The organism is Paenibacillus sp. S33 (genome assembly GCF_053615415.1).
Genome location: NZ_JBSIEZ010000001.1, coordinates 3,509,578 through 3,528,020, shown reverse-complemented (window position 1 = coordinate 3,528,020; position 18,443 = coordinate 3,509,578). Strand labels below are relative to the sequence as shown.

At 49.5% G+C, this 18,443-nt stretch carries 1 protein-coding gene (running past one end of the window); it reads left to right on the top strand.

The window, feature by feature from the left end; all coding sequences use genetic code 11:
* On the top strand, window positions 1-18,437 hold the 3' portion of the coding sequence (locus tag ACWGXJ_RS16055; RefSeq protein WP_452567148.1) for an SDR family NAD(P)-dependent oxidoreductase. It extends 1,261 nt beyond the left edge of the window; only the last 18,437 of its 19,698 coding nucleotides appear in the window; its start codon lies beyond the left edge, outside the window; its stop codon occupies window positions 18,435-18,437.
* The last annotated feature ends 6 nt before the right edge of the window (window positions 18,438-18,443 follow it).

The following is an 18,443-nucleotide window of genomic DNA, read 5'->3' as shown; positions in this document are numbered from 1 at the left end:
ATTATGGGCTGGACTCCATTCTTGGCGTCAACTTTGTGCAGGCTGTCAATCAGGGGCTGGGGATTCATTTGCAAACTACCGACATCTTCGATTACAGTTCGGTAAAACAACTGACGCTATACATTTTAAGCCAATATGGCGATAAAGTTTCACAAGTCTTGGACCAGAGCGCTAATCCAATAGACAACATGGAAGATGCAAGTCGCGACATCCAAAAACTTAAAGACACAGATTATACTCTTCCTCCTGTGGAAACAGCAAGTGTATCCTTTGAGCCGGAGAGACTCAATAAGAAGGATAAAGAGAACGTTTTAACACCTAAGGAGTCCATTGCGATTATTGGAATGAGCGGGCGGTTTGCTGGATCTGATAATGTACATGAGCTTTGGAATCACCTTAAGAACGGTGACGATTTAGTGGAAGAGGTAACCCGGTGGGATCTTTCGAAATATCAGGAAAAACATGCAAGCTACTGCAATCACGGCAGTTTTTTGGGGGATATTGATAAGTTTGATCCACTTTTTTTCAATATCTCAGGATTGGAAGCGACCTATATGGATCCGCAGCAGCGATTGTTCCTGGAGGAAGCGTGGCATGCTCTGGAAGATGCTGGCTATGCGGGGACAGGGATGGAGGGTCGTCGTTGTGGAGTGTATGTGGGCTGTGCCGAGGGAGATTACCAACAATTGCTGGGTGAAGACCTGCCTCCACAAGCGCTTTGGGGTCATATGGGTTCCGTGATACCCGCTAGAATCTCCTACTACTTGAATCTTCACGGACCAGCAATAGCTGTAGATACAGCTTGTTCCAGTTCGTTAGTTGCAGTTCATCTGGCCTGCCAAAGCTTATGGACCGGAGAAACGGATATGGCTTTAGCTGGTGGTGTCTATATTCATACGACTCCTCGCTGCTATTTATATGGTGACCGGGCAGGAATGCTGTCTCGCTCGGGACGCTGCTATACCTTTGATGATAGGGCAGATGGAATGGTTCCGGGAGAAGCGCTGGGCGCGATTGTGCTCAAGCGACTTCATGAAGCTGTTGCTGATGGAGACCACATCTATGGAGTGATTTTAGGCTCAGCAATCAACCAGGACGGCACCACGAATGGACTTACTGCGCCAAGTCAGAAATCTCAGGAGCGACTCGAGCAAAATGTATACGATACATTTCATATCCACCCAGAGCAAATCCAGATGGTGGAAGCACATGGAACTGGCACCAAATTGGGAGATCCCATTGAATATCAGGCACTGACTCGAACCTTTAGAAAGTATACCGACAAGAAGGAATATTGCGCCATAGGGTCCATTAAGACGAATATTGGCCATACGCAAATTGCGGCAGGAATTACGGGAATGATCAAACTATTATTGTCATTAAAGAATAAGCAAATTCCTCCTACACTTCATTTCCGGTCGGGCAATTCAAACATTCAGTTTGCGGATAGTCCTTTTTATGTCAATACGTATCTGCAGGACTGGGAGGTTGAGCCTGGAGTCAGACGCTGTGCAGCGGTCAGCTCCTTTGGTGCCAGCGGTACGAATGCTCATATGGTCATAGAAGAGGCTCCACAGACGGAACGGAGACATTCAGAAAAGCCAGCTTATTTCATTCCGTTATCGGCACGGACTTCAAAACAATTACGCCAGCAGGTAGAGCAACTGCTTGCTTATTGTGAACAGGAGCCTAAGGCGGATTGCGGTAATATGAGCTATACATTATTGCTTGGGAGAAAGCACTGTAATCATCGGCTTGCATGTGTTGCTCGTAATCAAGGCGAGCTTGTCATGTCCCTTAAAAAGTGGCTGGAAAAAGGCAGTGCTTCTCAAGTTTATCATTCTGAACTGCACGAAAAGGATCAACGCATACAAACATCTTTGAAAAGATACGGGGATGAATGTATTTACAATTGTCAAAACGCAAGCGATACCCGCGAGTATTTGGAGCTTTTGACTACGATTGCAGATCTGTATGTTCAGGGATATTCGTTAGACTTTGAGTGCTTGTTTTCAAATGAACAGTACTCTAGGATTCCGTTGCCAACTTATCCTTTTGCAAAAGAGCAGTATTGGGCGCCTAGGAGTGAGGACGAAATTACAGGCGGCAGAGCGGCAGAGCGTGAACCAAAATTTACGGTCGCCAGAGCTGCGGAAGAGCCTGCCGTTACGAGTAGTCGTACACTGCTATTTGAGCCTACATGGAAAAATCAGGATGTACCGCTGGAAGCCGAAGTCCCTGCCTATGATCGGCGAATGGTCTTGCTTTGTGAGCCAGACGAAGCTTTGCACGAGCGACTCGAAGCGAGTTTGAACGGAGCTGTGCAGGTGCTTGCCTTTCGATCCGGGAAGAGCTGGATTGATGAACGGTTCCAGGCCTATGCTATTCAGGCCTTTGAGAGCATCCAAAGCATACTCAAAGACAAGCCTGAGGGGAGGGTGCTGGTCCAAATTGTGGTGCGGAACGCCGGGGAAGGACGGCTCTTTTCGGGACTTTCGGGACTGTTGAAGACAGCCCGGCTGGAAAATCCAAAATTCATCGGGCAGCTGATTGAAGTGGATCAGGGAGAACAGGCGGAAGGCATCCTGGCGAAGCTGGAGGATAACAGCCGTAGCCCGATGGATGGCTGGATTCGTTATGAGAACGGACAACGGACAATCGCTTGCTGGAGCAGGCTTGAAACATCTGGGCAAGAAGAGGGGCTTCCATGGAGAGACGGTGGGGTCTATCTGATTACCGGCGGCTCCGGCAGTCTGGGACTGCTGGTTGCAGAAGAGATTGCCCGGCAGACGCAAGCAGCGACCTTCATTTTGACGGGGCGGTCGCCGCTGGACCGAGACAAGCAGACGAAGCTGCAGGAACTGGAGTCTTCAGGCGCCAGCGTGGTGTACAGACAAGCGGATATCACCCATAGAAACACCGTTATCGGTTTATTGGACAGCATGCAGCAGGAATTTGGACGTGTCCATGGGATCATCCACTGCGCAGGGGTGATTCAAGATAATTTCATCATTAAAAAAACTAGTGAAGAATTTTTGGAGGTGCTGGGACCGAAGGTGAGCGGACTGGTCCATCTGGATGAGGCAAGCAGCGGCCAGAATCTAGACTTCTTTGTGCTCTTTTCTTCCATATCGGGCAGCCTGGGCAATCCTGGACAGGCTGACTATTCGACGGCCAATGCCTTTATGGACGCATACGCCGAATACCGGAATGCCCTGGTAGGGGCCAAGCAACGGCGGGGGCAGACGTTATCCATCCGCTGGCCGCTATGGAAAGAGGGCGGAATGCGGATCGATGCGGACACGGAACAGATCATGACGCAAAACATGGGTATTACAACCATGCAGACCCGGTCGGGAATGAGGGCGTTGTATCAAAGCTTGGCCTCCGGCAAGGAGCAGGTGATGGTCATGGAAGGGGAGTCTGAGAAAATCGAGGCCTACTTGGCGAAAGCCGTCTCACAAGCCGGCGTCCGTGCCATCCAAGTAGCTGTTTCTAATCAGGCAACCCCTAAGCTGGATGCAGGCCAGCTCTACGATAAAACCTTATATCGACTCAAGGTGCTTTTGGGAGAGGTGACTCGGCTGAGCGTCAGCAGCATCGAAGCCCATGAGCCGCTAGAGAGGTATGGAATCGACTCGATCATGATTACCCAGCTGAATGCCAAGCTGGCGGGCTTCTTTGGAGAGCTGTCCCAGACGTTGTTTTATGAGTACCAGACCTTGCACGCCTTGACGGAATATTTTGTGGCGGAATACCCGCAGGAGTGCATGCAGTGGACCGGAATAAGCCATGACATGCAGCCTGTAGAGGAAATACTTGCGGCACCGTTGTGCGCCGAGGAAGAAGCCGTGCCGGCTGTGGCAAAGGAGGAAGCGAAGCCTGTCCGAAGCTTGGCTGGGTCTGCTCCTGCGGAAATGCGAGAACCGATAGCGATCATTGGGATGGCTGGAAAGTATCCCTGGTCCAGGGACATGAACGAATATTGGGAAAATCTAAAAGCAGGGAAGGACTGTGTCACCGAAATCCCAAGTGAGCGTTGGACGCTGGAGGGGTTCTTCCATCCTGATTCACAGGAAGCGGTGGCGAATGGAAAAAGCTACAGCAAGTGGGGTGGCTTTATCGAAGAATTTGCGGATTTCGATCCGCGCTTTTTCAATATTGCGCCACGAGAAGCACTCGGTATGGACCCGCAGGAAAGGCTGTTCATTGAAGCCTGCTGGGAAGCACTGGAGGACGCGGGTTACACCCGAGAACAGCTTGCGATGCGGCATAACCGCCGGGTAGGCGTATTTGCTGGGATTACCAAAACGGGTTTTGATCTATACGGACTGGATTTATGGAGAAAAGGAACGCAAATATACCCTCATACATCCTTTAGTTCAGTGGCCAACAGGATTTCGTATCTCTTTAATTTGCAAGGGCCAAGCATGCCGATCGATACGATGTGTTCGTCCTCGTTGACCGCGATTCATGAAGCCTGTGAGCATCTGTACCGCGGAGAATGCGAAATGGCTATTGCAGGCGGAGTAAATCTGTATCTCCATCCGCTCAGCTATGTGGGACTTTGCGCCAACCACATGCTGTCAGCAGACGGGCAGTGCAAGAGCTTCGGCAAAGGAGGCAATGGGTTTGTCCCTGGAGAAGGCGCGGGGGTCGTCCTATTAAAGCCGCTGTCCAAGGCGATCGCTGATGGGGACCTTATTCATGCGGTGATCCGGGGGACAAGCATTAACCATGGAGGCAAGACCAACGGCTATACGGTGCCGAACCCGACAGCCCAAGGGGAACTGATCCGGGCGGCCCTGGAGCGAGCGGGGGTCCATGCGCGGACGGTCAGCTATATTGAAGCTCACGGGACAGGCACGGAGCTGGGAGACCCGATTGAAGTGACGGGTCTGACCCAGGCATTCAGGAAGGATACGCCGGATACGGGATTCTGCGCCATAGGCTCTGTGAAGTCCAACATCGGACATCTGGAGGCGGCAGCGGGCATCGCTGGGGTGGGGAAAATCATCTTGCAGATGAAAAACCGGACGCTGGTTCCCAGTCTGCATGCCCAAGAATTGAATCCGAACATCCATTTCGGTCAGACGCCGTTCGTCGTCCAGCAGGAGCTGGGGGAATGGAGACGGCCGGTGGTTGAGATCGATGGAGAGACGCGGGAATATCCGAGAATAGCCGGGATTTCATCGTTTGGAGCGGGAGGCTCCAATGCACATGTCATCATCGAAGAGTACATTGCGGAAGAGAAGGTGCCCATGAGCGTTACGGCTCAAAAGCCTGCGATCATCGTATTGTCAGCCAAAAATGAAGAACGACTGAAAAAGCAGGCCGAGAGAATGCTAGCCGTTATGCGGGAAGGACAGCTCAGCGAAAGCAGTCTGGCCGATGTGGCCTACACGCTGCAGGTGGGACGCGAAGCCATGGAAGAGCGCTTGGCAGTGATAGCAGGGTCCATGCAGGAGCTGGTGGACAAACTGGAAGGATTCCTGGAAGGACGGGACAGTATCCCTGAGTTGTACCGGGATCAGGTCAAACGGAATAAGGAGGCGCTGACGGCGCTGGTAGAAGATGAAGACATGGACAAAACGATCGCTGCCTGGATAGGGAAAGGGAAATATTCGAAGGTTGTTGATCTATGGGTCAAGGGACTGGCGATGGATTGGAACCTGCTTTATGGGGATGCCAAGCCGCGGCGAATTAGCCTGCCTGCCTATCCTTTTGCGAGGGAGCGGTACTGGATTACGGATATTATGAGCCCCTCTGTAGAAAGAGTCTCTTCTGTAGAAAGAGCCGTTACGGAAGCTCAGAAAAAGGCAGTTCCCGTCCAGACTCATGCGATGCAGCCAACAGCCCTAATACAATCCGGTTTTTTGAATAGTTCTGAAAAACCAAGCGCCATATCCTTACCGAATTTGTTGGACCGTCAGCCGCATCTAAGCAAGTCTGCCAACCAGGAGGGGACAACGATCATGTTAACTTCACTGGAGGAGACATCGCACACATTAGAGGATGAGAAGAAGACGGAAGCGCTGTCGTCTATTCCTTCTGCAATATCAGCGGAAATATTGCAGGAGGAGCTGACAACAAGCCTGGCGCAGGCTTTATATATAGATCGGAGCGATATCGATTCGGATAAGAACTTTGTTGATCTTGGATTGGATTCCATTATAGGCGTAGAGTGGGTTCGTAGCATTAATAAGCATTACAATACATCCATAACAGCGACAAAAGTCTACGATTATCCAACCATCCGGGATTTTAGCAAATTTGTAGTGAAGGAATTGTTGAGCAAATCAATTGCGCCATTCTCTGCCCAGTCTATTTCGGATCATTCTCCAGCAGAGTATTCACCGTCATCCGTTGCATTAGAGCCGGAGAAATCGGCAGAGGCTTCCATTCAGGTGAATTTGATGCCGATTTCGTTTGAAAAGCAGGCGCAGGCCAGCATGGCTGAGTGCAGCGCCTCTGCAGAGCTGTTGCAGGAAGAACTGATGGTAAGCCTGGCAGAGGCTTTGTACATGGAACGGAGCGAGATCGAGGCGGATAAAAACTTTATAGATACCGGACTAGATTCCATTATAGGCGTAGAGTGGGTTCGAAACATAAATAAACGATTTGGCACATCCATAGCAGCGACCAAGGTCTACGATTATCCGACCATTCGCCAATTCGCTACATTTTTGGCACAAGAAATCAATAAGCGTGGAGGAAGCTCCAATCAACAGTCCTTGAACACAGTCCCGGACACGGACAAGCCTATTGCGAAAGTCCATTCGAAGGAACCTGACACGATGCAATGCTCTCCAAGGCTCTCGCCTAAGGAGGAGCCCGAGCCATTCCACCTGGTAAAGGTAGCAGAGGATTCATCGCCTTTGCCTTCGGAAAATAAAGACGTAATTGCAATTGTCGGGATTTCGGGAAGATATCCTGGTGCGGAAGATGTGCAGCAATATTGGGATAATCTCGCTCTAGGCAAAAATTCCATTATTGAAATCCCGAAGGAGCGTTGGGATGTAAGCCAATATTATGATCCTCGTCCAGCGCAAGAGGGGAAAATCAATTGCAAGTGGCTGGGTGCTTTAGAGGATATGGAATATTTTGATCCGTTATTTTTCAATATTTCTCCTACCGAGGCGGAAGGGATGGATCCCCAGCAGCGCATCTTTATGCAGGAAGCATATAAGGCAATTGAGGATGCAGGCTATAGTGGCTCACAGTTGGGAAATAAAAAATGTGGGGTTTACCTTGGAATTTTAAATAATGAATATAGTATGCTGCGGTACAAGCATCAAGCGCAGTTCACCAATACTACTGGAAACAGTAACGCTATTGCAGCGGCTCGCATCTCTTATTTCCTCAATCTGAAAGGTCCGGCCATATCCGTAGATACGGCATGCTCCTCATCGCTGGTGGCAACCCATCTGGCATGCCAGGCGTTATCTAACGGAGAGATAGAAATGGCGTTGGTTGGCGGGGTGTCGTTATATCTGACTCCTGAATCGTATGTAGGCATGTCTGCATCCGGAATGTTGTCGCCAGATGGTCGGTGTAAAGCGTTTGACAATAGCGCCAACGGCTTTGTTCCAGGGGAAGGAGTAGGGGCGCTGGTTCTGAAGCGGCTGAAGGATGCTGAAGCTGATCGGGATCATATATACGGAGTTATTATCGGGTCCGGAATCAATCAAGATGGGAAAACCAACGGGATTACCGCTCCAAGCACTAACAGCCAAATTGAGCTGGAGCGGGAAATATACAACAAATATCAGATTGAGCCTGAAAGCATTAGCTATGTTGAAATGCATGGGACAGGAACCAAGCTGGGCGACCCTATTGAATTGGAAGCTTTATCAACCGCTTTTAAAGAAAAAACCGATCAGAAGAACTACTGTGCCATAGGTTCGGTAAAAAGCAATATCGGGCATACTTCTGCAGCAGCGGGCATAGCAAGCGTGCAAAAGGTGTTGCTATGCATGAAGCATAGAAAACTAGTGCCGACACTGAATTTCAAGAACCCGAATGAGCATTTTGATTTTGATAATTCTCCTTTTTATGTCAATACAGAATTGAACGCCTGGGAACCTTCCCACGGGGATAAAAGGCGCGCCGCTGTGAGCTCTTTCGGATTTAGCGGTACGAACGCCCATCTTATTATTGAAGAATATCGTCCCGGGACGGGAACATCTACGACATCACCAACAGCCGCCGATATCCATAATCCCGTTCTCTTCGTTTTGTCTGCCAAAGGTGAAAAGCAACTAAAAACGTATGCCGAAAGAATGAGGAGCTTTATTGCATCCCAGGAAAATCTTAACCTCTCGGATATGGGATATACGCTGCAAGTGAGCCGCGAGCCGATGGATTACCGGCTGGCTTTTGTGGCAGATTCAAAAGAGGCAATGCTAAAAGCGTTGGAAGGATTTGTGAATCATGATCCGCTTGCTGGCGTCCTAACGGCTCAGGTGAAAAAGAGCAAAGACGGGATTGTGATGTTTGAGGCGGATGAAGATGCCAAATCGTTGCTTGAAACCTGGATCAAGAAGAGAAAACTAAAAAAAATAGCGGAGTTGTGGGTAAAGGGGCTAACTATTGACTGGAACAAGCTGTACGGGGACATCAAACCTTACCGGATCAGTCTACCGACCTATCCTTTTGCGAGAGAACGCTGTTGGGCGCCTGAGCTTGACAGCAAGGCAGGCAAAGGCATGACTTCTGTCACTGCTGCTTCGCTCCATCCTTTACTGCATCAAAACACCTCCGATTTCTCGGAACAGCGGTTCAGTTCGACTTTTACAGGCCAGGAGTTTTTCTTGAAGGATCATGTGGTGAATGGACGCAAGGTTCTATCCGGGGCTGCTTGCCTTGAAATGATCCGGGCGGCCGTGGATCAGGCAACAGGATCTGATGAGAGCGGGCCAACCGGAATTTGCCTTAAAAACGTGGTTTGGGCACGGCCTATTATCGTAGAGGATGGGCCACTGCAGTTACACATCGGACTTTTCCTGGATGATCATCAAGAGATTTCGTATGAAATATATGGGGAGAGCGAAGAAGCTGATGCAGGGATTGTGATATATAGCTACGGCAGTGCTGCACGAAGATCAGCTGCGGAGGTCCCAGCACTGAATATTAAAGACTTGCAGAATGTATGCAGTCGGAACTTCGATCCCACACAATTGTATAGAGTTTTCAGGGATATGGGAATGGATTATGGCCCTGGACATCAAGGGATTGAGATGGTGTATGCGGGAGAGGGTCAAGTGCTGGCTAAGTTATGCTTGCCGTCTTCCGTTTCTGACAACCAAAGCCAATTTGTCCTGCATCCAACTATGATAGATTCGGCCTTGCAGGCAACCATAGGCTTGACGCTGGGGTCTGGCGAGATCAAACCTTCTCTGCCTTACGCCATTCAAGAAGTTGAAATTATAAAAAATTGCAGCTCCATCATGTGGGCGTTGATTCGTTATAATGCAGACGGCATAGCTGAGGAAAAGGCACAGAAGCTGGATATTGACCTGAGCGACGAAACCGGAGCCATCTGTGTCAGGATAAAAGGATATTCATCAAGAATTCTGAATAGGGACTCGATTTCCTCGGATGTTCAGTCTAATTCTAGTAACTTGATGCTTGAACCCGTATGGAAAGAGCAAGGGATTGCTCTAGAGGCCGAAATGCCTGCATATGATCGCCATGTCGTGTTACTCTGCCAGCCGTCCGGGATTTCCCGTGAACAAGTTGAAGCTCGGATGGACGGCGTGCAATGCATTATACTGCAACCCGACCGAAACGGAATCGCGGAACAGTTCCAGCGTTACGCCGTCCAGGTGGTTGAAGAGATTCAAAGCATTTTCAGGGAAAAAACCAATGGTAAGGTGCTGATCCAGATTGCCATAAGCGGACAGGAGGAGCAGCAGCTTTTCTCGGGACTTTCCGGTCTTTTAAAAACGGCCCGGCTTGAGCATTCAAAACTGGTAGGTCAGTTAATAGAACTGGGACAGGATGAGGACTGGGGAGCAATCATAGGTATCTTAGAAGAAAACAGCCGTAGCCTCGAGAATATCCAGATTCGGTACGAGAAAGGCACACGGTGGGTTTCCAGCTGGAACGAAGTTCACATCTCTCAGGAAGCGGCGGGTAACCCGTGGAAGGATGGCGGAGTGTACCTGATTACCGGCGGTGCCGGTGGATTGGGACTCATTTTTGCCAGAGAGATTACGGATAAAGTCGATAAAGCTGTCTTGATTTTAACGGGGCGTTCCGCGCTGGATGAGAGCAAACGGGCTGAGATAAAGAAATTGGAGGCATTAGGGGCACGAATCATATACAGACAGGTCGATGTGACTCAGGAGCAGGCGGTGACCGATTTAATCCAGGAAATTCAGGAGGAATTCGGAAACATCAATGGCATCATTCACAGTGCAGGTGTCATTCGCGACAACCGCATACTCCAAAAAAATAGCGAGGAGATGCTGGAGGTTCTCGCTCCCAAAGTATTAGGGACAGTGAATCTGGATCAGGCGAGCAAGAACTTGCCGCTTGACTTCTTTATTCTATTTTCGTCTGTAGCCGGAGGATTAGGTAATCAGGGACAGGCAGACTATTCTGCAGCTAATGCGTTTATGGATGCTTATGCCGGATACCGGAACACTCTGATAGCATCTAAGCAGCGACAGGGTCAAACGCTATCCATCAATTGGCCGCTATGGAAAGAGGGTGGGATGCGTATTGATGAGGAGACGGAGAAGCTGGTAAGGCAGCGTACAGGCATGAGCGGCATGTCAACCTCTTCCGGCATTCAGGCCTTGTATCGTGGCATGATCGCGGGCGTTGATCAGGTTATGGTGATGGAAGGCAATCTCGCAAAAATGAAGAAAACCATGGGGTTAATCACGACTCCAGAGACTAGGCAGCCTGAAAAGGTGACAGGAATTTCAGAAGCTTCCTCTGAAAGCAATGTCGTACCAGATCTGCTGGACAAGGTGCAGGCCGCTATGATACAGGCTGTGTCAAGATTGCTGAAAGTCAAACTTGAAGATATTGATGCACATGTAGAAATGAGTGAGTATGGCTTCGATTCCATCCTGCTCACACAATTTACCAACAACATCAATCACTCATACCGGCTTGAGCTGACGCCGGACATATTTTTTGAATACACAACGATTCATGACTTCACCAGATATTTGGTGGACGAATATGATGCCGTGCTTGGCGAGCAGTTTGCCGTGCATGCCCGGACTGAGCCTGCTGTGCAGGCCGTGGAGGATGGTAGGGAAGACAGTACCCGCGGTAGACGGCAGCGTTTCCGGTTTGCAGGCGGGAATGTGTTGTCCAATCCGCAACTGACTCAGGCTGCTCCTGAACCCATTGCCATCGTGGGAATGAGCGGTGTATTTCCCATGGCCCGGGATGTGGATGAGTTTTGGAAAAATCTTGAGGAAGGCAGGGACTGTATCACTGAAATCCCTGAAGATCGCTGGGATTGGAAGACGTATTACGGTGACCCTGAGCAGGAGGCCAATAAAACAAACATCAAGTGGGGCGGGTTTATTGACGGGATCTATGAGTTTGACCCGCTATTCTTTGGAATTTCACCGCGGGAAGCCGCACTCATGGACCCGCAGCAGCGGCTGTTGATGACCTATATCTGGAAGGCGATTGAAGATGCAGGCATTCAGGCTGGGAGTCTGTCGGGAACCCGCACAGGAATCTTTGTAGGTACCGCGAACAGTGGCTACAGCGGTATGATCTATCAGGGAAATGTGGGTGTCGAGGCGTATTCCTCCAGCGGTATGGCACCGTCTGTTGGGCCCAATCGAATGAGCTATTTCCTTAATATTCATGGTCCGAGCGAGCCTGTCGAAACGGCTTGCTCCAGTTCACTGGTGGCCATTCACCGAGCCGTAAGGGCCATAGAGGATGGAAGCTGCGAGATGGCGATTGCGGGCGGTGTTAATGTGATTATTACACCTGAACTCCATATCAGCTTTAACAAAGCAGGGATGCTGTGTGAGGACGGTCGATGCAAAACCTTCTCCAATAAGGCCAATGGCTACGTGCGTGGTGAAGGGGCCGGCATGCTTTTCCTGAAAAAGCTGAAGGATGCAGAGAAGGATGGAGACCATATTTACGGTGTGATTCGGGGTACTGCCGTCAATCACGGAGGCCGGGCCAATTCCCTGACAGCTCCTAATCCGAGGGCTCAGGCGGATGTGTTGGTAAATGCATATATAAAGGCCGGAATCGATCCAAGGACTGTCTCTTACATTGAGGCTCACGGGACAGGCACCGAGCTGGGCGATCCGATTGAAATTAACGGACTGAAAGCAGCTTTCAAAGAGCTTTATGAGAATACAGAAGGGCCCGGGATTACAGAATCCCATTGCGGATTGGGCTCGGTGAAGACCAATATCGGACATCTGGAACTGGCTTCTGGAATCGCGGGCGTCATAAAAGTGCTGCTCCAGTTAAAGCATAAAAAGCTGGTCAAAAGCCTTCATTGCGATGCAATTAATCCTTATATAAAACTTGAAGGCAGTCCGTTCTATATCGTTCAGGAGGCGCAGGAGTGGAAGCCACAGCGGGATACTCGAGGGGAAAATATTCCTCGGAGAGCAGGTGTTAGCTCCTTTGGATTCGGGGGTGCCAATGCCCATTTGGTAATCGAAGAATATATTCCTGGAAAGCAGGAGCAGAATTCTATTACCCTTACCACCCCAAAATCGGCTATTGTGGTGCTGTCAGCCAAGAGTGAAGGACAACTGAAAGAGCAGGCGCAGCTATTACTAGCTGCAATCGGGGAGCATCCGTTCACAGACAGCGGTCTGGTAGATATAGCGTATACCCTTCAGGTAGGGCGCGAAGCGATGGAAGAACGTTTGGCTTTCGTTGCAGGCTCTCTCCGGGAGCTTGAAGAGAAATTGAAAGGATTTGTGGAAGGCCGGGATGGTATCCACGGCTTACACGTGGGACACGCCAAACGCCATAGAGAAGAAAATAGAGCTCGTGAAGACGGAGAGGGTGCGGGCACGGCGATTGATGTGTTAGTTAGCGAAGGCAACTATGGCAAAATCGCTGACCTTTGGGTAAAAGGAGTCGTTATTGACTGGGCCCTGTTGAACGGAGAGGCTAAACCAAACCGTATCAGTCTGCCAACCTATCCCTTTGCCAAAGAACGATATTGCATAACCGATATCAATAAACGGACGGGAGCAAGCGGTGTTGTGCTGGAAAGGGAGACAGCAGTCGGTATTCATCCCCTACTTCAGCGCAATACGTCCAATATTTATGGACTGCAGTTCAGCTCTATTTTTACGGGGAAGGAATTTTTCCTGTCTGACCATGTGATAAGGGGGCAGAAGCTCTTGCCTGGAGTGGCCTACCTTGAAATGGCGCGGGCGGCAGTAGAGCAGGTTGCAGGATCTTCAGAAGACAAGTGGACGTCCATTTGGTTAAAAGATGTGGATTGGATCCGGCCTGTTGTGGTTGGGGAGAAGTCGGTGGATGTCGGTATTGGGCTCTATCCTCAAGATGGCGGGGAGATCGCCTATGAAATTTACAGCAGGTCTGGAGCAACGGACACGGAGCTGGTGGTGCATAGTGAAGGCAGGGCAGTAATTGTTCCGGTGGCAGAGATCCCCGCTATAGATATTGAAACCTTGCTGGAGCAGTGCAATCTGGGCTCCTTCTCATCCCGTCAGTGCTATGAGGCGTTTGCGACGATGCAGGTATCCTATGGGCCGGGACACCAGGGAATTGAAAAAATATATATCGGGGTGGGTCAAGCGCTTGCCAAGTTGTCCTTGCCTTCTTCCGTTTACCATACGATGGAACATTTTGTAATGCACCCCAGTTTGATGGATTCCGCTCTTCAGGCGACGATAGGCTTGATTATGAGTGCGGGTGATCGCAAAGCTTCCATTAAGCCAGCCTTACCATTTGCATTGGAAGAGTTGGTGGTGTTTAACAAATGTACATCAGAGATGTGGGCCTGGATCCGTGATAGTGAAGACAGCATACAAAATGGCTCGCTGCAAAAGTTAGATATCGATTTGTGTGACGAGCAGGGGAATGTTTGTGTGAGAATGAAGGGATTCTCATCACGAGTTGCTGAAGGAGGAACAGGCGGCCCAGATGAATGGACTGCACCTGAGACTTTGATGCTTGAGCCTGTGTGGGAAGAACAAGCGATTGCTCTGGAAGGAACAGCACCTGACTATCAACAGCATCTGGTAATTTTATGCGAACCGGGATATATTTCCGGGGAAATTATTGAATCGCAAATGAACGGGGTGCAGTGCCTCATTCTCCAATCCGAAGAGAAGAGCATTGATGCACGGTTTAGGACTTATGCGACACAGGTGTTTGAGGCAATTCAACATATTCTTAAAACGCAATCCAAAGGCAAAACATTGGTTCAGCTTGTCGTTCCGGTGCAGGAACACCAACAGGTATTCTCGGGACTTTCCGGACTCTTAAAAACAGCATGGCTGGAGAATCCAGTACTGGTTGGCCAGCTGATAGAAATAGATGTGGAGCAGGATTCAGCAGGTATGATAAATATCCTTCAGGAAAACAGTCGCAGTTCGATAGAACCACATATTCGCTATCAACAAGGTAGACGGCATGTTGCCGTATGGACGGAAATTAAAGCCTCCGGGGAAGCAATCAGCATTCCGTGGAAAGACAGGGGAGTATATTTGATTACCGGCGGAACCGGAAGTCTCGGTTTGATTTTTGCCGAAGAAATTACACGACAGGCCAGAGATACTGCTTTAATTCTTGTCGGACGCTCCCCGCTTCGTGGTGACACCAAAGCAAGGATTGAGGAGATAGAAGCTTTAGGTGCAAGAGTAGTATTCCGGCAAGTCGATGTCGCCGATAAAAGGGCGGTTGAAGATTTGATTCGGGATATTCAGGAAGAGTTTGGGAAGCTGGATGGAATTGTGCACAGCGCAGGAATGGTTAGCGATAATTTCATTATTAAAAAAACACGGGAGGAATTGCAAAACGTTTTGGCACCAAAGGTTACGGGATTGGTGAATCTGGATCAGGCTTGTAAGGAAATTCCGCTGGACTTCTTCATCCTTTTTTCATCCGTTGCAGGGAGCCTTGGGAATATAGGACAGGCTGACTATGCTGCTGCCAATGCCTTTATGGACGCCTATGCCAAGTACCGCAGTACGCTGGTAGAGCGAGCACAACGCCATGGGCGGACGATTTCAGTCAATTGGCCGCTCTGGAAAGAGGGCGGAATGCGTATTGATGAGGAAACAGAAAAGATCATGGAAGGGATGGGGATGTTTGCAATGGAGACGGGTGCAGGAATTCGGGCTTTGTATCAGAGCCTGGCTTCCGAAAAGAATCAAGTCATGGTGTTGGAAGGGCATGCCAGTCAGCTAAGAGAAACGCTCCTACAGCAACCGTCCCTGAATCAGACTGGAGATGCCTCCTCTATGATAAGGGAAAGCGAGATGGGTTCGGTCATCGGACAAGACCTGCTTGCCGAAAAAGCGGCAAATTATTTAAAGCAATTGCTCGCTACATCCATCAGGCTACCGGTAAGGCAGATTGAAACCGATGCCCCTATGGAGAAATATGGCATTGATTCCATTATGATTAAACAGCTAACCCGTGAGTTGGAGAAAACGTTTGGAACACTGCCCAAAACTTTATTTTTTGAATACCAGAATATCCGGGAATTGACCCAATATTTCCTCAAAGTCCACCAGAAGCAGCTGATTAAATTACTTGGAATCGAGACAGAGGACGCTACGAAAGATTTCAAGCCTTCGTCGGTGGAAAACGACCCGGTAAGGTCACTTTCTGATAGTCGGAAGCAATCGCGTTTCATGCCAGTTCAGGCAAGTTTCCAACCGCAACCGGAAAGAGCAGGCGGATCGGAGGAAATTGCCATTATCGGTTTGTCGGGCATGTATCCCGATGCAGAAAATATCCGGGAATTCTGGAACAATCTGCGCGATGGGAAGGATTGCATTACGGAAATCCCCAAAGATCGCTGGGATCACAGTATGCACTTTGACGAGGACAGGGACCAGTTCGGAAAAACTTACAGCAAGTGGGGAGGCTTTATTAAAGGTGTGGATCAGTTTGACCCCATGTTTTTCAATATCTCACCTAGAGAAGCACAGATCATCGATCCTCAGGAGCGCCTATTCCTAAAATGCGTCTATGAAACGATAGAGGATGCAGGCTATACCCGGGAAGCACTTGGATTGGAGCGGGGCCTTGGGCAGGATAGGAATGTAGGTGTTTTTGTCGGGGTCATGTATGAAGAATACCAACTTTATGGAGCACAGGAACAAGCTAGGGGCAGAATGATTGCCGTTCCTGGCAATCCGGCTTCCATCGCAAACCGGGTATCTTATTTCTGTAACTTCCACGGTCCGAGCATAGCTGTGGACACCATGTGCTCTTCTTCATTGACGACCATTCATCTGGCCTGCCAAAGCTTGCAACAAGGCGAGTGTGAGCTTGCCGTTGCTGGCGGCGTCAATGTATCCATTCATCCGAACAAATACCTGATGCTTGGGCAAGGCAGGTTTGTATCGAGTAAAGGACGGTGCGAAAGCTTTGGACAAGGCGGAGATGGATATGTGCCGGGAGAAGGCGTAGGAGCTGTATTGCTCAAACCACTGGCCAAAGCTATTGCAGATGGCGACCATATATATGGGGTCGTAAAGGGGACCTCGGTGAATCATGGAGGGAAGACAAACGGATTCTCAGTTCCGAATCCCCATGCGCAGGCCAGTGTCATTGGAAGGGCATTAAAGAAAGCAGGAATTAACCCCAGAACCATCAGTTACATCGAAGCGCATGGCACTGGGACATCCTTAGGTGACCCCATTGAAATCGCCGGATTGCAAAAAGTGTTCCAGGAATATACGGAGGATAAGCAATTTTGCGCAATCGGATCAGCAAAATCAAATATTGGGCATTGTGAGAGCGCGGCAGGGATTGCCGGAGTTACAAAGGTGCTCCTTCAGCTCAAATACGGACAAATCGTGCCTTCATTGCATTCAAAAACACTAAACCCGAATATCGATTTTAGCGATAGTCCTTTTATAGTTCAGCAGGAGCTGGGAGAGTGGAAAAGACCCGTCGTCACAATGAATGGGAAGACGGTTGAATACCCAAGAATCGCAGGTATTTCCTCCTTTGGCGCCGGAGGCTCCAACGCACATGTGCTTATTGAGGAATATATCCCTGAGAAGCAGGAGACTAGACAGGCTACCACTTCACTGCAAAATCCGGTAATGATCGTGCTGTCGGCGAGGAATAAAGAGCGACTGGAAGAACAGGTGCAAAGGTTGCTGGCTGAACTCAAAGAGCCGGAATACTCGCAAATCAGCCTGGAAGATATAGCATTTACTCTGCAGGTGGGACGGGAAGCCATGGAAGAACGGTTAGCAGTTATAGTTAAGTCTACCCGTGAACTTACAGGAAAGCTGGAGAGCTTTTTAGCGGGGGATGAGAATATTGACGGGCTATATTGGGGTCAGGCAAAGAAGAATAAAGACATCCTAGCTGTTCTTGAGGCGGACGAAGATATGGCAAAAATGGTGGATAGTTGGATAAGCAAGGGTAAGTATACAAAGCTGGCGGAGCTTTGGGTTAAGGGGCTGCTCTTCGATTGGACTAGACTTTATGAGAATAGCAGCCCTCGTCGGATTAGTCTGCCAACTTATCCATTTGCCAAGGAGAGCTATTGGATCTTCGCGCGTGGGGGCGAATTCCGGGACGTCGAGGCGGAATCTCCTGTAGCCGATGTGTCGGTACAAGAACTCGTTTCCAACCCTCCTGCAGTTAACCATAGCAACGATAATGTGCAGAGACAGACTTTGGCGAAAGTACCTGAAAAACCGCAGGGCATTTTGCTAAGCTCCGTTTCCAACATCCAGATGGTAGCAGATAAGCCGGAGAAGTCAGCCGCGCTGGCAGAATCCAAGCCTGCCCCGCCGCAACCTGAGGCCAAGCCTTCTTCGTCGCCGCCCGCTGCCAGGGATGAGGCAAAGCGGTCGACATATGCGCCAACGGCTGTACAGATAGAAGCATTGGAGAAGGAACTGGTAGAAAGTCTTGCGAAATCCCTGAGTATGAATGAAAAGGATATTGGCCGGGACGATCAATTTATTGATATGGGGCTGGACTCTATTATAGGTGTAGAGTGGGTGCAGGCTGTGAATAAACGCTTTGGAACAGCTATTCCAGCAACCAGAGTGTACGATTATCCTAACATTAAAGAATTCTCCAAATTTTTGGCAAAGGAATTGAACAAGTCGGCGGGAGATACAAATCAGGCTTCTACAGAGCCGAAGCCTAAGCAGCCCATGCAAGCCTTGATACAGAAAGTACTGCAGGGTGAGTTGGATTTTGAACAGGCAGACCAGTTATTCAACCAATTACACTCGTAGACAGCC